The sequence below is a fragment of the Sinorhizobium sp. NFACC03 genome (genome assembly GCF_900103435.1).
Taxonomy (GTDB): Bacteria; Pseudomonadota; Alphaproteobacteria; order Rhizobiales; family Rhizobiaceae; genus Ensifer.
On sequence record NZ_FMXF01000005.1, the window covers coordinates 126293 to 144684 of the forward strand.

20 protein-coding genes are annotated in these 18392 nt (G+C 62.4%); 11 read left to right on the plus strand and 9 right to left on the minus strand.

Annotated elements, in window-relative coordinates; genetic code table 11:
• Nucleotides 1-7: 7 nt before the first annotated feature.
• From BLU35_RS10315 to BLU35_RS10325, 3 genes are all read right to left on the minus strand, one after another.
• Nucleotides 8-649 carry an acyl-homoserine-lactone synthase gene (locus BLU35_RS10315; protein ID WP_058324083.1) on the minus strand — a complete coding sequence of 214 codons (642 nt, stop codon included), beginning with the start codon at nt 647-649 and terminating at the stop codon, nt 8-10.
• Nucleotides 650-791: 142 nt separating this feature from the next.
• Nucleotides 792-1529 (minus strand): helix-turn-helix transcriptional regulator, encoded by a 738-nt coding sequence (locus BLU35_RS10320; RefSeq protein ID WP_057248881.1) that lies wholly within the window; start codon nt 1527-1529, stop codon nt 792-794.
• Between the two features lie 282 nt (nt 1530-1811).
• Complete coding sequence (locus BLU35_RS10325) at nt 1812-4124, minus strand: NADP-dependent malic enzyme (RefSeq protein WP_057248882.1); 2313 nt, start codon at nt 4122-4124, stop codon at nt 1812-1814.
• A gap of 173 nt (nt 4125-4297) precedes the next feature.
• On the opposite strand from BLU35_RS10325, the gene BLU35_RS10330 reads away from it, so the two are divergent.
• On the plus strand, nt 4298-5134 hold the full coding sequence (locus BLU35_RS10330) for a UDP-2,3-diacylglucosamine diphosphatase (RefSeq protein WP_058324085.1): 837 nt from the start codon (nt 4298-4300) through the stop codon (nt 5132-5134).
• A gap of 97 nt (nt 5135-5231) precedes the next feature.
• Nucleotides 5232-6452 carry an MFS transporter gene (locus BLU35_RS10335; RefSeq protein ID WP_093233011.1) on the plus strand — a complete coding sequence of 407 codons (1221 nt, stop codon included), beginning with the start codon at nt 5232-5234 and terminating at the stop codon, nt 6450-6452.
• Here the strand turns inward: BLU35_RS10335 and dgcA are convergent.
• On the minus strand, nt 6404-7387 hold the full coding sequence (gene dgcA / locus BLU35_RS10340; RefSeq protein ID WP_093233012.1) for an N-acetyl-D-Glu racemase DgcA: 984 nt from the start codon (nt 7385-7387) through the stop codon (nt 6404-6406). The two genes, BLU35_RS10335 and dgcA, sit on opposite strands and share 49 nt — an antisense overlap.
• A 256-nt stretch (nt 7388-7643) precedes the next feature.
• Here dgcA and BLU35_RS10345 point away from each other — a divergent pair, with 256 nt between their 5' ends.
• The 4 genes from BLU35_RS10345 to BLU35_RS10360 all read left to right on the plus strand — a co-directional run bounded on the left by BLU35_RS10345 (nt 7644) and on the right by BLU35_RS10360 (nt 11756).
• A complete protein-coding gene (locus BLU35_RS10345; protein WP_082641105.1) occupies nt 7644-8771 on the plus strand; it encodes an ABC transporter permease in 1128 nt (375 codons plus the stop codon).
• A gap of 22 nt (nt 8772-8793) precedes the next feature.
• Nucleotides 8794-9603 carry an ABC transporter ATP-binding protein gene (locus tag BLU35_RS10350; protein WP_058324089.1) on the plus strand — a complete coding sequence of 270 codons (810 nt, stop codon included), beginning with the start codon at nt 8794-8796 and terminating at the stop codon, nt 9601-9603.
• An 80-nt stretch (nt 9604-9683) separates the two neighbouring features.
• Complete coding sequence (locus BLU35_RS10355; RefSeq protein WP_057248888.1) at nt 9684-11054, plus strand: MlaD family protein; 1371 nt, start codon at nt 9684-9686, stop codon at nt 11052-11054.
• A gap of 87 nt (nt 11055-11141) precedes the next feature.
• Entirely contained in the window at nt 11142-11756 is a 615-nt protein-coding gene (locus tag BLU35_RS10360) for an ABC-type transport auxiliary lipoprotein family protein (RefSeq protein WP_058324090.1), read from the plus strand.
• 6 nt (nt 11757-11762) lie between these two features.
• Here the strand turns inward: BLU35_RS10360 and BLU35_RS10365 are convergent, their stop codons facing one another.
• Entirely contained in the window at nt 11763-12035 is a 273-nt protein-coding gene (locus tag BLU35_RS10365; RefSeq protein ID WP_058324195.1) for a BON domain-containing protein, read from the minus strand.
• Between the two features lie 153 nt (nt 12036-12188).
• Here BLU35_RS10365 and BLU35_RS35595 point away from each other — a divergent pair, with 153 nt between their 5' ends.
• A complete protein-coding gene (locus tag BLU35_RS35595) occupies nt 12189-12365 on the plus strand; it encodes a hypothetical protein (RefSeq protein ID WP_156433193.1) in 177 nt (58 codons plus the stop codon).
• 46 nt (nt 12366-12411) lie between these two features.
• Here the strand turns inward: BLU35_RS35595 and hemF are convergent, their stop codons facing one another.
• Nucleotides 12412-13323, minus strand: a complete 912-nt coding sequence (gene hemF / locus BLU35_RS10370) for an oxygen-dependent coproporphyrinogen oxidase (RefSeq protein WP_093233013.1) — start codon at nt 13321-13323, stop codon at nt 12412-12414.
• Nucleotides 13324-13540: 217 nt separating this feature from the next.
• On the opposite strand from hemF, the gene BLU35_RS10375 reads away from it, so the two are divergent.
• Nucleotides 13541-13801, plus strand: a complete 261-nt coding sequence (locus tag BLU35_RS10375) for a hypothetical protein (protein ID WP_057248891.1) — start codon at nt 13541-13543, stop codon at nt 13799-13801.
• Nucleotides 13802-13816: 15 nt separating this feature from the next.
• Here BLU35_RS10375 and soxR read toward each other — a convergent pair whose 3' ends face one another.
• On the minus strand, nt 13817-14287 hold the full coding sequence (gene soxR, locus BLU35_RS10380; protein WP_093233014.1) for a redox-sensitive transcriptional activator SoxR: 471 nt from the start codon (nt 14285-14287) through the stop codon (nt 13817-13819).
• 76 nt (nt 14288-14363) lie between these two features.
• On the opposite strand from soxR, the gene BLU35_RS10385 reads away from it, so the two are divergent.
• Nucleotides 14364-14939, plus strand: coding sequence for an NADPH-dependent FMN reductase (locus BLU35_RS10385; RefSeq protein ID WP_058324092.1), 576 nt, complete (start codon nt 14364-14366; stop codon nt 14937-14939).
• Nucleotides 14940-15019: 80 nt separating this feature from the next.
• Here BLU35_RS10385 and BLU35_RS10390 read toward each other — a convergent pair whose 3' ends face one another.
• Nucleotides 15020-15481 (minus strand): tRNA (cytidine(34)-2'-O)-methyltransferase, encoded by a 462-nt coding sequence (locus BLU35_RS10390; protein WP_057248894.1) that lies wholly within the window; start codon nt 15479-15481, stop codon nt 15020-15022.
• Between the two features lie 6 nt (nt 15482-15487).
• Entirely contained in the window at nt 15488-16060 is a 573-nt protein-coding gene (locus tag BLU35_RS10395) for a GNAT family N-acetyltransferase (RefSeq protein ID WP_093233015.1), read from the minus strand.
• Between BLU35_RS10395 and BLU35_RS34935 the strand changes: the two genes are divergently transcribed.
• Nucleotides 16048-16488 (plus strand): hypothetical protein, encoded by a 441-nt coding sequence (locus tag BLU35_RS34935; protein ID WP_143032916.1) that lies wholly within the window; start codon nt 16048-16050, stop codon nt 16486-16488. The two genes, BLU35_RS10395 and BLU35_RS34935, sit on opposite strands and share 13 nt — an antisense overlap.
• Entirely contained in the window at nt 16472-18325 is a 1854-nt protein-coding gene (locus BLU35_RS10400) for an ABC transporter ATP-binding protein (protein WP_057248896.1), read from the plus strand. Before BLU35_RS34935 ends, BLU35_RS10400 begins: the two co-directional genes overlap by 17 nt.
• Nucleotides 18326-18392 lie beyond the last annotated feature (67 nt).

An 18392-nucleotide genomic window follows, 5' to 3' on the forward strand; every position in this document is an offset into this window, starting at 1 on the left:
ATGGCATTCAAGCGGCGCGGGCGGTTTCGAGCGACATCGGGCGTTCGAGAACGGTGCCTTCGATGGCGGCAATGGCCTTCATGCGCTGAAGCAGGTCGTTAGTCACTTCCCAGGCGACGGCAACGGCGAAGACCGAGCCGATGCGATGGGGTTCGGCAATGCGCTCGCCCGGGCATCCCATGCGGCGGAACATGCGCTCCAGGAACACGTCGGTGACCGTGACGATGTGGCTGATGCCGGAGGCGAGACCGAGTTCGCCGACACCGCACATCAACTCGGCGGCGGCGATCGTCACCTGATTGGAGGCGCGGTCCTGCGAAATCTCGGGCTCGATGCAGAAGCGGCTCGATTCCCACACCGAGGCGCTGCGGATTTCCGGATTGTCGCCGAGCAGGATCGGGAAGGTATCGTCCAGCATGTTGGGGCCGAGCGTCGGCAGCAGCCTCAGCGAGCCACGCAGCCGGCCGTCGGGAGCGTAGGATAGCACGTAGAGCGGGTTCGCCGTGTCGTAGTTGTCGATTTCCCATGCGCCGTCCGTCTGAACGTCCCACTTCAGGAAGTCGTGGAAGACGCGCTTGCGCAGCCGGAACATGTCGTCGACGGCCTGCGGGTGCTGTGCTCGGGTCTTTCCGTTCAGGATCCTGATCATCTTTTTCTCCATCCTTGTCTTGGGATGGGCGGATGCTGTCAGGCTGGCGGCGGTCGCGTAACTGTCGGTAGTGACAGTTTAAATCAGCGATATTTCCCACTAGATTTCGAGGGGTTTTGGGAGGGCCTTGGCGCGAGCTGCGTCAAACGGTGGGGATCAGTGCATGGCGGACGGCTTGGGCGACGGCCTGCGTGTTGGAGACGACATTCAGCTTGCGCCTCGCATTGGTCATGAAGAAGCGCACGGTGCGTTCGGAAATGCCGAGGATAGTGGCGATTTCCCAATAGCTCTTGCCGGCGGCGGCCCAGGTCAAAACCTCGGTTTCGCGACCGGTGAGGCGCATGTCACGCGCCGAAAGGCCGCCGGCCATTGCGCCGTGTTCCAGCATGGCCGCATGGAAGAGATTCGCGGCGAGCTGGAAATCGCGCAGATGTTGGCGCCGATAGGCCGTCCATTCGTCGGCCGGCATGTTGACGTTGATTGCCAGCAGCGCCGTCCGACCTGCGGGTGATGGCAGCGGCAAGGCAACGCCCTCGGTGGAAATGCCGATTTCCTGCGCGGCCTGAAACAAAGGCTCGCATTCCGGGAACCGATGTCGCGCCATCGTCCATTCCACCGGGCGCACGCCGCCAAGCGCGAGCTTCAGGATCGGATCGATTCGGTGAAGGCCGCGCGAACGGTAGATCTCGGCGGCATAGGCGCCGAAGGTGTGATGCAGGCGGCAGATCTTGAGCTCGTCCGCATAGGGCTCGGCTTCGAGGTACAGGAGATGGGCAATGCGGAACGTGCGGCGCATCAGCGTAAAGAAATGAGCGGGCTCGACACAGCCCCCGCCTTCCAGGATTTCCAGCATGTCGAGGACAGCCTGCTGCTCAGTCATGCCACAACACCGAATCTCGTCCGAAGCCACAGCATGGTTAGAGGTTCACCTTTTGTCCAGCGCAAACTTACCCGTTTGGTGTGTGATGCCAATTTTGCAATTTTCGATTGCCGGTTCTTGCGACCGGATCGCGCGAGCGGGCAGCAGAGGATGATTCCGCTGTGATTCTCGGGCGATAGAGCGTCGCGCTCAACAATTGCGCGACGTCTGGATATGGCATTGGGGGCGCCGGTCTGGCGCCTGATAGCTGCGAAGATCGAAGGCGATCTCCGCGGTATCATTTCAGCCCGGATGGCTGGCTTCGACGACCGCGAGGGCCGCCATGTTGACGACACCGCGCGATGTGACCGAAGGCGAAAGGATGTGCGCGGGAAGCGCCGAACCCAGCAGGATTGGACCGACATGCAGGCTGTCGGTCATGGTCTTGACGACGCCGAGCGTGATGTTGGCGGCATCGAGATTGGGGAAGACCAGGAGGTTGGCTTCGCCCGGCAGGCTGCTGTCCGGCATGACGCGTTGGCGCAGCGCTTCCGAGATCGCCGCATCGCCGTGCATTTCGCCGTCGACTTCGAGATCGGGTGCGAGTTCGCGCACGAGCTGAAGCGCCTTGCGCATCTTGGTGGCGCTTTCCGAATCGCGCGAACCGAAGTTCGAATGCGAGACGAGCGCTGCACGCGGCGTGATGCCGAAGCGGCGGATTTCCTGCGCGGCCATGACGGTTGTCTGCGCGATCTCCTCGGCGCTCGGGCAGTAGCTGACATAGGTGTCGGTGAAGAAGGTCGCGCCGCGCTGCGAGATCAGCAGGCTGAGCGCCGAGAAGTCGAGCACGCCTTCACGCTTGCCGATGATCTGCGAAACGTCGCGCATGTGCCTGGAGTACCGGCCTTCGACGCCGCAGATCAGCGCATCGGCTTCGCCGCGCTTGACTGCAAGCGCACCGATCACCGTCGTATTGGTGCGCACGATCGTACGGGCCGCTTCCGGGATGACTCCGAGGCGTCCGACAAGGGCGAAGTAATCCTCGACATAGTCGCGGTAGCGCGGATCGCCTTCGGGGTTCACCACTTCGAAATCGACATCCGGACGGATGCGCAGGCCATAACGGCGCAGGCGCGTCTCGATAATTTGCGGACGCCCGATCAGGATCGGCCGGGCCGTGCTTTCTTCCAGCAGCACCTGGGCGGCGCGAAGCACGCGCTCGTCTTCGCCCTCGGCAAAGATCACGCGGTTTTTCTGGGCGTTCTTCGCGGCGGCAAACACCGGCTTCATGATGAAGCCCGAGCGGAATACGAAGCGGTTCAGCTTGTCGAGATAGGCGTCATAATCCTGGATCGGGCGGGTGGCGACGCCGCTTTCCTCGGCCGCCTTGGCGACGGCCGGCGCGATCCTGAGGATCAGGCGCTGATCGAAGGGCGAGGGGATCAGGTAGTCGGGGCCGAAGACCGGGGTTTCGCCGGAATAGGCGCGGGCGGCAACGTCGGACGGCTCCTCGCGGGCAAGGCCGGCAATGGCGCGGACCGCCGCCATCTTCATTTCTTCGTTGATCGTGCTTGCGCCGCAATCGAGCGCGCCGCGGAAGATGTGCGGGAAGCACAGAACGTTGTTGACCTGGTTCGGGAAGTCCGAGCGGCCGGTGCAGATCATCGCATCCGGGCGGGCGGCACGGGCCTCTTCCGGCATGATTTCCGGCGTCGGGTTGGCAAGCGCCATGATCAGCGGCTTTTCGGCCATCTGAACCAGCAGCTCCGGCTTCAGGACGCCGGCAGCGGAAAGGCCGAGGAAGACGTCTGCGCCGCCGATGCTGTCGGCGAGCACGCGGTTGTCGCTCTCCTGGGCGTAGATGGACTTCCACTCGTCCATCAGCACCTCGCGGCCCTTGTAGACGAGGCCCTCGAGATCGTGCACCCAGATGTTCTCGCGCTTGGCGCCGAGGATGACGAGCAGGTTGAGGCAGGCGAGTGCTGCCGCACCGGCACCCGACGTCACGATCTTCGCCTTGGCGATATCCTTGCCGGCGAGTTCCAGGCCGTTGAGGATGGCGGCGGCGACGATGATCGCGGTTCCGTGCTGGTCGTCATGGAAGACCGGGATCTGCATCTTTTCACGCAGCTGGCGCTCAACCTCGAAACATTCCGGTGCCTTGATGTCTTCAAGGTTGATGCCGCCGAAGGTCGGCTCCAGCGCCGAGATCACGTCGACCATGCGCTCGATGGACGAAGCGTCGATCTCGATGTCGAAGACGTCAATGCCGGCGAACTTCTTGAAAAGGACGGCCTTGCCTTCCATCACCGGCTTGGAGGCGAGCGGCCCGATATTGCCGAGACCGAGCACGGCCGTGCCGTTGGAGATGACCGCGACCAGGTTGGCGCGCGCCGTGTAGTCGGCGGCCGTTTCCGGGTTGTCGCGGATGGCGATGCATGGCGCGGCCACGCCGGGCGAATAGGCGAGTGCCAGATCGCGCTGGTTGCCGAGCGGCTTGGTGGGCTGGATTTCGAGCTTTCCCGGGCGCGGGTAACGGTGGAAGAAAAGGGCCTGCTGGTCGATGTCGCCGCTGGCCGGACCGATGTGGGATTTCGTCTTGTCGCCCGTGTTCATGCTCTCACATTCCTCATTCGTGGTCGTGCCTTTTGGCATGAATTCGGAGCGAGGTACAGTTTTGCCGTGCTGATTTCGGCGGCCAGACCGGCGGCAAGGCGCTCATGTCATCTTCCTGAAACACGAGTCTGGTTTTCACGGGGGCAGGAAGCGTAATTAAAGACGAGGCTGGCATGACGGCGCAGCAAGACAACTCCGTACGAAAGCTCAGGACGTTGTTCATCTCCGACGTCCATCTCGGGTCGAAGGCCGCCAAGACGGACTTCCTGCTCGATTTCCTGCGGCATCACGAAGCGGAGACGATCGTGCTGGTCGGCGACATCGTCGACGGCTGGAGGCTGAAGCGCAGCTGGTACTGGCCGCAGAACTGCAACGACGTCGTCCAGAAGCTCTTGCGCAAGGCCCGCAAGGGCACCCGCATCGTCTACATCCCCGGCAATCACGACGAGTTCCTGCGCGATTTTCCCGGCGTGCACTTCGGCGGCATCGAGGTGGCGCAGCGCTACATGCACGAGGGTGCCGACGGCCGTAACTATCTGGTGCTGCACGGCGACGAATTCGACGTCGTGGTCCGCAATGCCCGCGTACTCGCCTATCTCGGCGACTGGGCCTATGACACGGCGATCGCCATCAACATCGGCCTGGCCGCCATTCGCCGCCGCCTCGGCATGCCCTATTGGTCGTTCTCCTCCTGGGCCAAGCTCCAGGTGAAGCACGCCGTCAACTTCATCGGCGAATTCCAGAAGGTGGTTGCCGAGGAAGCCCGCCGCCACGACGCTCAAGGGGTGATCTGCGGCCACATACACCATGCCGTCATCGAGGACATCGGCGATATCCGCTACATCAATACCGGTGACTGGGTGGAAAGCTGCACGGCGATCGCCGAGCACCATGATGGCACGATGGAACTCATCACCTGGCATCAGATGCGCGGTGGCGCGCTTGAGGGCGAAGCCTCTGGTGAAGCCGACAAGCTGCTTGCCCAATTGCTGACACAGCGCGCTGCGTAACCGGAGAGCGACAGGTCACCTCCTGTCGCGAAAACTAGGTTATGGCGAGGCATGCCAGGGCTGTGCTAGAGATTGAGCACAGCCATCAGGTCAGCCGATGATTCCCTCCTCAGCGCCCGCATCCGTGGGCCCTCCGCCGCGCCATTTCGCGCTTCGCATCGCCTTGCTCTTCTGCGCGCCGTTGATCGTCAACGGCTTCGCGATGCCGTATTTTCCGATGTGGCTCAGCACGCTCTCGATGAGCGACTTCGAGATCGGCGTCGTGCTGGCGCTGCCGATGTTCGTGCGCGTCATCACCGCGCCGATCGCCGGCGTCATCGCCGACCGCCTTGGCGAGCGGACGATCGTGCTGATCTGGTCCGGCTTCCTGTCGCTTGCAACCGCTCTGGTGTTGTTTTACTTTCGCGACTTCTGGCCGGTGCTGGTCATCTACACGCTGCAATCGGCGGTCTATTCGCCCTATGTGCCGATCGTCGAGGCGATCGCGCTTTCCGGCGTCCGCCGCTGGGGCTTCGACTACGCCCACATGCGGCTCTGGGGCTCGGTCGCCTTCATCGGTGCGACAATGCTCGGTGGCTGGATGGTCGGCATATTCGGCAGCGACATGGTGCTGCCGGCGATGGCGATCGGTTTCGGCCTGACAATTGCCATGGCCTATGCGGCGCCGCGCGTGGGAAAGCCGCGCCGGCCATCGCCGATCACTGCACTCACCGAGCCGCCGCCGAAGTCGCTCAAGCAGCTCGACCTGCAGCTGCTCCTGATCGGTGTGACGCTGGTCAATGCCAGCCACGCGATGCTTTTTGCCTTCTCGGCGATCTACTGGCAGCACATCGGCTACAGCGGCACCGAGATCGGCCTGCTCTGGAGCGCGGGCGTGGCCGCCGAAGTGACGATGTTCATCTTCGCCAAGGCGATCAGCCGCCGTTTCAGCGTCTGGGTGATGATCCTGTCGGGCTGTTCGCTCGCCGTGGTGCGCTGGATCATCTTCCCGATGGATCTCGGTTTCAGCGGCTACTTCATCCTCCAGTGCTTCCACGCCTTCACCTATGCGATCATGCACACCGGCATGCAGCACAAGCTCGTCGAGCGGGTGGTGGAATCCCAGGAAGCGTCCGCCCAGGGGCTCTACTTCTTCTACACCGGCATCTTCACCGCGATCTTGACGTTCCTATCGGGCTACTTCTACGCTTGGTACGGGGTGAAGGGGTTCTATTCGATGTCGGTCGTCGCCTTTGCCGGCTGCTGCTTTGCGGTCGCCGCCTGGTATCTTCAGCCCCAGAGGCGCGGCTCCGGCGGGAAGACCAGGGAAGCCTCGTAGCGCAGGCCGGGCGTGCGGTCTTCGGCGAGCAGCAGCGGTCCGTCGAGGTCGACGAAATCGGCGCCCTGGGCCACCAGGATCGCCGGCGCCATCGCCAGCGAACTGCCGACCATGCAGCCGACCATGACCTTAAGGCCGAGGGATACGGCTTCATCACGCATGCGCAACGCCTCGGTGAGGCCGCCGGTCTTGTCGAGCTTGATGTTGACCGCGTCGTAGCGGCCGACGAGCGCGGCGAGGTCCTCGGTCGCGTGCACGCTTTCATCCGCACAAATGGGTACGGGGCGGGCAATCGTCGCCAGTGCCTCGTCGCGCCCGGCGGGCAGCGGTTGTTCGATCAGGTCGATCCGTTCCTCGGCGCAGATTGCGAAGTGATAGGCGAGGGTTTCGGGCGTCCAACCCTCATTGGCATCGAGGATGATGCGGCTCTCAGGCGCGCCGGCCCGTACGGCGCGGATACGCGCGGCATCGTCCGGTGTGCCGACCTTGATCTTGAGGAGTGCGCGGTGGGCATATTTCGCCGCCTGTTCGCGCATGGCGTCTGGCTCGGCGAGCGATAACGTGTAGGCGGTGGTCAGTGCGTCGGGTGAGGCTGTGCCCGCAAGCGCATGAACAGGCTTGTTTTTCTGTTTGGCCTCCAGGTCCCACAGTGCACAATCGACGGCATTTCGTGCGGCGCCTGGTTTCATTTGGCGCTGCAGTTCGACACGGGTCAGGCCAGCCTCGATGCGCGGGCGAATGGAAGCGATCTCGGCCAACACTGAATCGATCGTTTCACCGTAGCGGCCGTAGGGCACGCACTCGCCGGAACCGGTGTGGGTGCCGTCACTGATTCGGCAAGTAACGACGCTCGCCGTCGTCTTGGAGCCGCGCGAGATCGTAAAGGTGCCTGCGATCGGGAAATGTTCCACCGCTGCATCGAGAGAAAGTGACATGAAAACGTCTCCGGCCTGCATTCTGAAGGGCTGGTATCGCCACCGGTCGAAGGTTCGGGTGACAGCAACGATACGAGCGGTTATGACGGTGTAAGGATTTACGAATCTTTACGGCGACGTGCGTTGAGATGCGCAAAGTTCGCTGTAACACTTTAGGCCCGCTGCATAAATTTGTCCTGAGACCGACCCCGATCCAGGGAATTATGCAGTAGAAATTCGGGAAAACAGAAGCCACGTGTCGCAACCTGCCCGCAAGATGACCGCTGATGTCGCGCTGGCCGAAAGTGGTGGCGAGCGAAGCTATGTCTTCACCGGCGTCTGGCGGCATGAAACAGCCGAGGCGATGGCGGCGAAGCTGGACCAGCTCGCGCGCAAGGGTGACAGCGCCGCTCAGTTCGACCTGTCCGGCGTGACCGCGATGGATACGGCCGGGGCCTGGATCATCCGCCGCTTCGTGACCCGTGTCGTCGGGCCGTCCAGAGATGACGTTCACTTCGCCGACGGCGGGCAGCGTTATGTCGAGCTGATCGACGCCTTGCCGGCAGAACTGCGTTCGCCCGATGAAGGCAAGGAGCGGGTGCCGCTGTTCCAGCGCATATTCGCGCCGGTCGGCGAGGTCATGATCGCGACCTGGGAAGATATCGTCGCTGCCATGTACATTCTTGGCTCTGCGGTGCGCGGCGCCCAGCTGAAGCTTGGGCGGCACAGCGGTGTCTCGCCGGCGGCGATCGTTCATCAGATCGACCGGATGGGCGTGATGGCAGTGCCGATCATCATGCTGATGTCGTTCCTGATCGGTGCGATCATTGCGCAGCAGGGCGCGTTCCAGCTCCGCTACTTCGGTGCGGAAGTCTTCGTCGTCGATCTCGTCGGCATCCTGCAATTGCGTGAAATCGGCGTTCTTCTCACGGCGATCATGATCGCCGGCCGTTCCGGCAGTGCCATCACCGCCGAAATCGGTTCGATGAAGATGCGCGAGGAAGTGGACGCGCTGAAGGTGATGGGGCTGAGCCCGATCGGCGTTCTCGTCTTTCCGCGCCTCGTCGCGCTCACCGTCGCGCTGCCGCTCTTGACGATCATCGCGAACTTCGCGGCCTTGACCGGTGCCGCTCTGGTTGCCTGGGGCTATTCCGGCATCACTATCCCGACCTTCCTCGCCCGTCTGCAGGAAGCGGTCGATTTTTCGTCCGTCGCCGCCGGCATGATCAAGGCGCCGTTCATGGCGCTGATCATCGGGGTGGTGGCGGCCGTCGAGGGGTTGAAGGTCGGCGGCAGCGCGGAATCGCTTGGCCGCCACGTGACGTCCTCGGTGGTCAAATCGATCTTCGTCGTGATCCTGATCGACGGGCTCTTCGCCATGTTCTACGCGTCAATCGATTTTTGAGGCGGAGAACAGCGTGAACCCATTGGAAAAACAGCACGATGCGTACCAGGCGACCGAGGCGAACGGGCGGGAGTCCGTTCTTTCCGTCCGTGACCTGACGGTGGGCTTCGGCTCCAACATCGTGCTCGACAAGCTGAACCTCGAAATCTACCGCGGCGAGATCCTTGGTTTCGTCGGCGCTTCCGGCACGGGCAAGTCGGTGCTGATGCGCACCGTGCTCAGGTTGCTGGCGAAGCGTTCCGGCAAGATCGAGATCTTGGGCGCCGACTACGACAAGATCACCGAAGCCGAGCGCATCGCGCTCGACATGCGCCTCGGCGTTCTCTTCCAGCATGGCGCGCTCTTTTCGGCGCTGACGGTGCGCGAGAACATCCAGGTGCCGATGCGGGAATATCTCGATCTGCCGCAGAGCCTGATGGACGAACTGGCGCGGGTGAAGATCGAGTTGGTCGGCCTGGAGCCGGAAGCGGCGGAAAAATACCCGTCGGAGCTTTCGGGTGGCATGATCAAGCGCGCGGCTCTCGCACGCGCACTGGCGCTCGATCCCGACCTGGTCTTCCTGGACGAGCCGACCTCGGGTCTCGACCCGATCGGGGCTGCCGAGTTCGACGAGTTGATTGCCAAGCTGCGCGACACGCTGGGATTGACCGTGTATATGGTGACTCACGACCTCGACAGCCTGTTTTCCGTCTGTGACCGCATCGCGGTTCTCGGCAAGAAGAAGGTTCTGGTCGAAGGGACCGTGGAGGACATGCTGGCCTGCGACGACCCCTGGGTGCAGTCCTACTTCAGGGGCAAGCGGGCGCGTTCGATCGTGCGGAACGATCAATGATTCGAGAAGGCGGTTTTGACGCTCACGTGTCGAGATCGGAGCAAGAGCCGGTGAAGCGGCCACGAAGGTAGTCGGTACGAATGGAAACGAAAGCGAATTACGCCATTGTCGGTTTCTTCACGGTGTTCGTGATCGCGGCCGCATTCGGCTTCGTCTACTGGATGTCGCAATATGGCCGCAGCGGCGAGATGGTCGAGCTGGTGGTCAATATTCCGGGTTCCGCCAACGGTCTTTCCGTCGGTTCGCCGGTACGCTTCAACGGTATCCCCGTCGGCACGGTGCGCAATCTTGCGATCGACGCCAATGACCCGCGCTATTCGATTGCCGTCACCGAGGTTTCGATCGATGCGCCGGTACTGAAATCGACCAAGGCGACGCTGGAAGTGCAGGGCCTGACGGGCGCCGCCTATATCGAGCTCAGCGGCGGCCGCAAGGGCGACGAGAACATCCTGAGATCCGCGATCGAAAATGGCACACAGGCGCGCATCCTTGCGGATCAGTCGAGCGTTACCAGCCTGCTGGCGACTGCCGACCAGATCATGGACCGGGCCAACGACGCCATCACCGACATCCAGGGTTTTGTGACCGATGTGCGCGGCCCGCTGACGAAAACAATCGGCAATGCGGAGACGTTCTCGACGGCGCTTGCCAACAATTCCGGCGCGATTGACGATTTCCTCAGAAGCGTGACGGAGCTTTCCGGTTCGGTCAGCGCAGCCTCCAAGAAACTCGATTCGACCCTCGAGGCTGCCGAGACCCTGGTGAAGTCGGTGGATCCGAAGAAGATCGACCACATCGTTTCGAACGTCGAGCAGATCAGCAACGACCTGAAGGCGGCTTCGGGCGGAGTGACGGAGACGCTTGCTGCGCTGCGTCGAACGGTCGAGACCTATGACCAGTTCGGCAAGAACGCCCAGAAGACGCTGGAGCGGGTCGATACGCTGGTGGCCTCGGTGGACAAGGAGAAGGTCGAGCTCGTCGTCAACGACATCACAGCAGCGACCGCAGACGCCCGAAAGACGGTCGCCAACATTTCCGCATTTGCCGAAAAGATCACGGCGCGGCAGCAGGATATCGACCGTACCATCACCGATGTCACCCAGTTGGCAAGCAAGTTGAACGCCTCTGCCAACCGGGTCGACAGCATTCTCGTCAAGGTCGATGGTTTCCTTGGTGATGCGGATGCGCCTTCGCTTTCGGCTGACGCCCGCGCGACGCTCGCGTCATTCCGCAAGATGGCCGACAATCTCAATGCGCAGATCGGCCCGATCGCCGACAACCTCAAGCGCTTCTCGGGCTCGGGCCTGCGCGACGTCGAAGCACTCGTCACCGATACGCGGCGTACGGTCCAGAGCCTGGAGAACACCATCTCCACATTCGACAAGAACCCGCAGCGTCTTCTCTTTGGCGGCGAGACGGTGAAGCAATATGATGGCCGTACCCGGCGCTGATTCGGGGCGGCAGGACCGGTGTGGGGCCAAGCGGTGTGCTTTCGATCAAGGGCGCGCCAAGGTGTGTGGGACAAGGGTATTGGCAGTATGAGTTTTCCGGGGCTGGTGGGTGTGCGAGTAGCAGGAGCATGGCGCTCCGCCCTGATTTTCGTGCTGGCAGCCGGACTTGCCGGCTGCGGTACGAAAGCCGTCAACGACACGTACAGCCTTTCGGCTACACCTCTCGTTGAAGGACGGGCATCGACCGGCAAACAAATCCTGGTGCCCGAGCCGACGGCGCTGAAGGCGCTCGACAGCGACCAGGTCGTCATCCGCCTGTCCGGTTCCGAGCTGCAATTTCTCTCCAAGGCACAATGGAGCGACCGCCTGCCGAAGCTGGTGCAATCGAAGCTCGTGCAGGCCTTCGAAGACACCGGCAAGATCGGCGGCGTCGGCAAGCCGGGCCAGGGCCTTGCGATCGACTACCAGCTCATCACCGAAATCCGCGCCTTCGAGATCTCGACGGAAGGTGCAGATACGGCCGTTGTCGAAATCTTCGCGAAAATCCTCAACGACCGCAATGGCACGGTGCGGGTGCAAAAGGCGTTTCGCGCCACGGCCAGCGTGAAGGGTGCGGGCAACCCGGCCTTCATCAAGGCGATGGACCAGGCCTTTGCCAGCGTTTCCGCCGAGATCGTCAGCTGGACGCTGGGCTCTATCTGACGCCTTCTATTTTGCGCCGGCTATTTCGATCCGGTTGACCACTTCCGCGACGCCTTGCATGTGCCTTGCTGCCTCTTCGGCGCGGGCAACTTCGGCCGCGGTCGCGACGAAGCCGGCAAGGATGATCGTGTTGCCCTTGGCAGTCACCGTGAGATCGGCGGCATCGAGGCCGGGGGCTACCGCCAGAAAATGGGCAACGCGGCGCTCGAGCTCGGCCGGGTGATCCGCGGCCTGCCGCTCCGGCTCGTCGCCGTAGAATGTTCGCTTCTTGAAAATCATGGCATCCACCTCGCTCAACGCAGAGGAAACGTTGGATGCCACGCTTTGTTCGCCTGTTTCATTCGAAACAGCGGGAAATCCTCAGTCGTGCCATGTGTCTCCTCAAGCGACGGGATCTGTCGCGGTCACGATCAGCATGCAGGGGACATATCGATGCGCGGCTCTTTTTTCGCCATGGCTCTGGCGATAGCGATGGCACTTGCCTTCGGCATACCGGCGCAGGCCGGGAACTACAGCTATGGCTACAGGCAGAGCTGCGTCGTCAAAACCGTCAAGACCTACGGCGCCTATGGCCGGGTCATCCCTAAGAAGGTGCGGATCTGCAGTTGAGGTGGCGAGAGCGTTCTTGCCTGGCGAAACGCTCTCTGTGCTTGTCTTAGGGCCAGCGCACCACCGGGGGCAGCGACGACAGGATCGACTCCACGTTGCCGCCGGTCTTCAGGCCGAAGATCGTGCCGCGGTCATAGAGCAGGTTGAACTCGACGTAGCGACCGCGCCGCACGAGCTGCTCATCCCGGTCTTCCTCGGTCCAGGGCATGTTGAAGTTGGTGCGGACGATCTTCGGGTAGACGAGGGCAAAGGCCTTGCCCACGTCGCGGGTGAAGGCGAAGTCCGCATCCCAGCCACCCTGTTCCTCCGACGAGCGCAGCCAGTCGTAGAAGATGCCGCCGGTGCCACGCGGCTCGTTGCGGTGCGGCAGGAAGAAGTAGTCATCGCACCACGTCTTGAACTTGGCGTGGTCGGCGACCGCATGGCGGCTGCAGGTGATTTCCATAGCGCGATGGAAGAGCTGCGTGTCCGCATCGGTCATGACGCGACGACGATCGAGCACCGGCGTCAGATCGGCGCCGCCGCCGAACCAGTTGCTCGTCGTCACCACCATGCGGGTGTTCATATGCACGGCGGGCACGTTGGGGTTCACGGGGTGGGCAATCAACGAAATGCCGGAGGCCCAGAAGCGCGGATCCTCGGCAGCACCCGGAATCTGGCCGCGGAATTCAGGCGAGAATTCACCAAAGACGGTCGAGGTATGGACGCCCACCTTTTCGAAGACGCGGCCTTCCATCATCGACATGCGGCCACCGCCGCCCTTGCCATCGTCGCGGCTCCAATCCTTGGCGACGAACCGCCCTGGCGCGCGATCGGAGAGGGGACCCGTCAGTTCATCCTCGATGCCTTCAAAGGCAGCGCAGATGGTGTCGCGCAGCCCTTCGAACCACGCACGCGCCTCGGCCTTCTTCACTTCGATATCTGCGGGGAGGCCCGGGGCGAGCTGCGGTCGTTCCATGGAAAGTTGCGTCCTGTTGGCGGGTTTCCCGATGAAATGCCGCCGATTCGATTGAAGTCGCCACAGTTCACACTTTCGCGCCGATGGCAACGCCGGTCCAGCACCTCGGGGCGGTCTGTCGCACCAGAGCGCTGATGGGCAGCGCGAGCCTGCCGCAGAACAATCCTCTGGCAAAGCTCAAGCGCCGTCACTATCTTAGTTATCAGAGGTATAGCCCATGGCAAGAATACCTGCAGGCCCGCCGCTCGATGGATTGCGGCGGCAGATCGCCCGGCATCGCCGGGACAAACCGACACGAGGCGATGGCCTTTTCGTGCGGGAAACCTTTCGGCTCGATCGCAGTGCCGCCCGCGCGAAGGCACGGGAATGGTTCGACACCTGGCCGAAGGCCGCCTACTGGACCGAGGTCGAAAGCTGGCGGCAGCTCGATGGCGACGAGATCGAATTCACCATGCGCCGCCTGCCGAGTGCGGATTGACCCATTTCACTGCCCTCACGGGTGGCCATCGTCATCCATGAGCCGCGGTCCGGCGCCTTCCATCGACAGCACGTCGTGCGGGTTGCGCAGCGGACATTCACGCAGCGACAGGCAGCCGCAGCCGATACAGCCCGTCAGGTGATCGCGCAAAGCCATCAGGTTGGCGATGCGTTCGTTCAGCTGTTCGCGCCAATTTTCGGACAATCTGCCCCAATCTTCGACCGCAAGCGGACGATCGTCCGGAAGGACAGACAAAGCGTCCTGGATCTCCGACAGAGGGATGCCGGTGCGCTGGGCCACCTTGATGACGGCGACCCGTCGCAGCACGCTGCGCGGATAACGGCGCTGGTTGCCGCGGGTGCGGTTGCTGCGGATCAGCCCCTTGGCCTCGTAGAAGTGCAGGGTGGAGACGGCGACGCCGCTTCGCTCCGCCACTTCGCCGACCGTCAGTTCGCGGCGCAATTCGCTGCTTTTCACAATTGTCATGATGGCTATTGACCTCAACTATTGTTGAGGTTCTATAGCATTGGCTCCATAACGTCGACAACAGGAGCTTGATCCCATGACTGAGAAAATGACCCTTGCCGTGATCTATGGCAGTGCGCGCCAGGGTCGCTTCTGCGATACGGTCGCCAACTGGCTGATCCGGGAACTTTCGGCTTCTGATGTGTTCACCCTGACGGTCATCGATCCGGCGCGGCTGAGGACGTCACGTGGGCTGGGCGCTGCGGTCAATCCGGGCGAGTGGCTCGAGCGCAAGATCGCCGAGGCCGACGCCTTCATCATCGTCACGCCCGAATACAATCACGGCTATCCGGCGGCGCTCAAGGAACTGATCGATTCGGTCTACGAGCCCTGGCACGCAAAGCCTGTCTCCTTCGTCTCCTATGGCGGCGCCTCGGGCGGCATCCGGGCCGTCGAGCAATTGCGCCAGGTGTTCGGGGAGCTGCATACGGTGACGCTGCGCGATGGCATCACTTTCCCCAAAGCGTGGTCGAAGTTCGACGCTGCCGGCAACCTCTACAAGCCCGAGGAATTGCGTGCGCCGCTGTTCGTGATGATCGACCGGCTGACCTGGTGGGCACGTGTTCTGAAACAGGCGCGCAAGAGCGCACCCTACAACGAGGTGGCGGCGTAACGCGCCGACCACTGACGGTGGCCGGTTCGGCTTGCAGCGCCCCTCGATCGACAGCCAAGGAGGTAGCAATGTTTACACTGTCAGGCTGGAGAAACCTGCCGGATCGCTTCGCCGGCGATCATTGCGGCGGAGATTGCGATGTTCAGCGAGCGCTGGCCCTCCGCCATTGGAATGAGGATTCGGCCGTCGGCACGCTCGTGCACGTGGTCGGGCACGCCGGCGCTCTCCCGTCCGAAGAGCAGGATGTCGTCGGGGCGAAACTCGTAGCGCGTATAGGGCAGGGCAGCCTTGGTAGATGCGAGCACCAGTCGGCGTCCGCTCGCCGCTCGCCACTCTTCGAAGCGCTCCCAGTTGACATGGCGGGTGAGCGCCACCGAGGCGATATAGTCCATGCCGGCGCGCTTCAGGTTGCGGTCGGAGAGGTCGAAGCCAGCCGGTTCGATCACGTCGACGCAAAGCCCGAGGCAGGCGGCAAGGCGCAGGATCGTGCCGGTATTGCCGGGAATGTCGGGCTGGTAGAGGGCGATGCGCAGATTGCTCACGTCAGGTCACTCGTTTCCGGTAGCATCACGCCGCGCGTCAAATTCCGCGGCCAGGATGCCCATCATGATGTCGTCATGCCACTCGCCGTCGATCAGAGCCGACTCACGTTCGCGGCCCTCGATGGAGAAGCCGGACTTGCGATAGGCGGCAATCGCCCGCTCATTGAAGACGAGAACCCTGAGCGACACCCGATGAAGGGCAAGTTCATCGAAGGCATAGGCCAATACCCGCTTGGTGACCGCCGTGCCAAGCCCCTTGCCGAGGCGTTCCGGATCGAAAATGCCGATGGCGAAGCTCGCACGCCGATCGACGTGATTGAGATTGTCGAGCCTCACTTCGCCGGTGAGGCCGTCCTGATCGATGATCCAGGCCGCCGGGTGTCCGGCAATCCGCGCAACCCAGGCGGCTGCCTCTCCGTAACTGAAGAGGCCGGGAAAGGACCGGCCCGCACCGAACATTCGGTAGATTTCCGGATGGCGGCCGAGCCTCAGGCGCGCATCCACATCACCGTCGCGGGGGCGGCGAAGGACGAAACCGACACCTTGAAGATCAGGAGGCGTATCCGATGAAGCATTCATCCGTGTTCTCCGCTGCGAAAAACTCGGCGCTGCTTGCTTTTGCGGTCGCTGATATTGCCGGCGCTAATCTGTGCCGAAACGGCAACAGATACCCGAACGGTGAAAAAATGTGCAAGAAACAGCCTGCGACAATCTGGCATGCCGGCGCGAATAAGGGTAGAGATCGAACCTCTTCAACGCGAACCGACGGAGGCAAACATGAATGTATTGATGTTGACACGCCTTCCTGGAGTAGTGGGCCACCGTTTGGCCTGACCGGTTCCGCGACCTATCTTTTAAAAGAGATCGACGCGCTTCCGGGACTCCGGAAGACGAAGCCCTCTTTCGGGCTGCATTTCCGGACTGACCTTTTCATCATAAGAATGCGGGGAAACCCCGCTTTCCTTCAAAATACTCTGAAGGAGCAATGCAATGTTCGGCTGGTTTGAATCCCGCCTCAATCCTTATCCGGCGGAGGAGCCGACGCTCCCGCCGAAAAGCCTTTTCGGCTTCTGCTGGCATTATTCCAAGCCGGCCGTGCCGTGGCTGCTGATTATGTCCGTCTGCACGATGCTGATCGCCGTCGGCGAAGTGGCGCTGTTCCAGTTCCTCGGCAACATGGTCGACTGGCTGTCGAGCGCCAACCGCGACACGTTCCTGGAGGCCGAGGGCGGCAGGCTCTTCTGGATGGGCGCGCTCGTCCTCATCGGCCTGCCTGGCCTGGTGGCGATCGACTCGCTGATCATGCACCAGGTGCTGCTCGGCAACTATCCGATGATCGCCCGCTGGCAGATGCACCGCTACCTGCTGCGTCAGAGCATGACCTTCTTTGCCAACGAGTTCGCTGGACGCGTGGCGACGAAGGTGATGCAGACGTCGCTTGCGGTGCGCGAAACGGTGATGAAGATCCTCGACGTCTTCGTCTATGTCGTCAGCTACTTCGTCACCATGCTCGCGGTCGTGGCGACAGCCGACTGGCGCCTCGTTATCCCGCTCACCATCTGGCTCGCGATCTACATCTGCATCGTCAGCTATTTCGTGCCGCGCCTGCAGAAGATCTCCAAGGAGCAGGCCGACGCGCGCTCGATGATGACGGGCCGGATCGTCGACAGCTACACCAATATCGGCACGGTCAAGCTGTTCTCCCATGCCGGCCGCGAGGAAGGCTATGCGCGTGACGGCATGGACGGTTTCCTCGACACCGTACATCGCCAGATGCGCAAGGTGACGCTGTTCCACATCCTCGTTTATGCCAACAACAGCATCGCACTCTTTGCCATCGCCACGCTTGGCATCCATCTCTGGCTGACGAGTGCCATCTCGGTCGGCGCAATCGCGATTGCGGTCGGTCTGGCGATGCGCATCAACGGCATGTCGCAGTGGATCATGTGGGAAGTCTCGGCGCTCTTCGAGAACATCGGTACGGTCTATGACGGCATCGGCATGATGACAAAGGCACACGATATCGTCGATGAACCGGATGCCAAGGCGCTGAAGGCGGACAAGGGGGCGATTGCCTTCGACAACATCCGCTTCCACTACGGCAAGGCCAAGGGCGTCATCGATCACCTGTCGCTCGACATCAAGCCGGGCGAGAAGATCGGTCTCGTTGGTCGCTCAGGCGCCGGCAAGACGACGCTGATGAACCTGCTGTTGCGCTTCTACGATCTCGAGGACGGCGCAATTCGGATCGACGGCAAGGATATCTCCACCGTCACGCAGGACAGCCTGCGCGCCCAAATCGGCGTCGTCACGCAGGACACCTCGCTGCTGCACCGCTCCATTCGCGATAATATCGCCTATGGACATCCGGAGGCGGACGACGAGGCGATCATTACCGCGGCGAAGAAGGCGAACGCCTGGGACTTCATCCAGGGGCTCGAGGACAACCAGGGCCGCAAGGCGCTGGACGCCCAGGTCGGCGAACGTGGCGTCAAGCTTTCCGGCGGCCAGCGGCAGCGCGTCGCGATCGCGCGCGTTTTCCTCAAGGACGCGCCGATCCTGATCCTCGACGAGGCGACCTCGGCGCTCGATTCCGAAGTCGAAGCGGCGATCCAGGAAAACCTCTTCGCGCTGATGTCCGGCAAGACGGTGATCGCGATCGCCCACCGCCTGTCGACGCTGACGGAGATGGACCGGCTGGTGATCCTCGAAGCGGGCCGGATCGTCGAGACCGGCTCGCACGGCGAACTCGTCGCCAAGGGCGGCCTTTATGCCGACCTCTGGTCGCGCCAGTCTGGCGGCTTCATCGCCGACGACGTCGAGAAGGAAGAGGCGGCGGAGTAAGATGCTGTCGGCCCGCCGTTCGAAAGAGCGGTGGGCCGCTCTCTTAGACGTTACGCATTTGTAATCT

Bases quoted from the DNA above. Each gene is read 5' to 3' on its own strand.
- BLU35_RS10315 (WP_058324083.1), bottom strand. From the start codon at position 649: ATGATCAGGATCCTGAACGGAAAGACCCGAGCACAGCACCCGCAGGCC.
- BLU35_RS10320 (WP_057248881.1), bottom strand. From the start codon at position 1,529: ATGACTGAGCAGCAGGCTGTCCTCGACATGCTGGAAATCCTGGAAGGC.
- BLU35_RS10325 (WP_057248882.1), bottom strand. From the start codon at position 4,124: ATGAACACGGGCGACAAGACGAAATCCCACATCGGTCCGGCCAGCGGC.
- BLU35_RS10330 (WP_058324085.1), top strand. From the start codon at position 4,298: ATGACGGCGCAGCAAGACAACTCCGTACGAAAGCTCAGGACGTTGTTC.
- BLU35_RS10335 (WP_093233011.1), top strand. From the start codon at position 5,232: ATGATTCCCTCCTCAGCGCCCGCATCCGTGGGCCCTCCGCCGCGCCAT.
- dgcA (WP_093233012.1), bottom strand. From the start codon at position 7,387: ATGTCACTTTCTCTCGATGCAGCGGTGGAACATTTCCCGATCGCAGGC.
- BLU35_RS10345 (WP_082641105.1), top strand. From the start codon at position 7,644: ATGACCGCTGATGTCGCGCTGGCCGAAAGTGGTGGCGAGCGAAGCTAT.
- BLU35_RS10355 (WP_057248888.1), top strand. From the start codon at position 9,684: ATGGAAACGAAAGCGAATTACGCCATTGTCGGTTTCTTCACGGTGTTC.
- BLU35_RS10360 (WP_058324090.1), top strand. From the start codon at position 11,142: ATGAGTTTTCCGGGGCTGGTGGGTGTGCGAGTAGCAGGAGCATGGCGC.
- BLU35_RS10365 (WP_058324195.1), bottom strand. From the start codon at position 12,035: ATGATTTTCAAGAAGCGAACATTCTACGGCGACGAGCCGGAGCGGCAG.
- BLU35_RS35595 (WP_156433193.1), top strand. From the start codon at position 12,189: ATGCGCGGCTCTTTTTTCGCCATGGCTCTGGCGATAGCGATGGCACTT.
- hemF (WP_093233013.1), bottom strand. From the start codon at position 13,323: ATGGAACGACCGCAGCTCGCCCCGGGCCTCCCCGCAGATATCGAAGTG.
- BLU35_RS10375 (WP_057248891.1), top strand. From the start codon at position 13,541: ATGGCAAGAATACCTGCAGGCCCGCCGCTCGATGGATTGCGGCGGCAG.
- soxR (WP_093233014.1), bottom strand. From the start codon at position 14,287: ATGACAATTGTGAAAAGCAGCGAATTGCGCCGCGAACTGACGGTCGGC.
- BLU35_RS10385 (WP_058324092.1), top strand. From the start codon at position 14,364: ATGACTGAGAAAATGACCCTTGCCGTGATCTATGGCAGTGCGCGCCAG.
- BLU35_RS34935 (WP_143032916.1), top strand. From the start codon at position 16,048: ATGAAGCATTCATCCGTGTTCTCCGCTGCGAAAAACTCGGCGCTGCTT.
- BLU35_RS10395 (WP_093233015.1), bottom strand. From the start codon at position 16,060: ATGAATGCTTCATCGGATACGCCTCCTGATCTTCAAGGTGTCGGTTTC.
- BLU35_RS10400 (WP_057248896.1), top strand. From the start codon at position 16,472: ATGTTCGGCTGGTTTGAATCCCGCCTCAATCCTTATCCGGCGGAGGAG.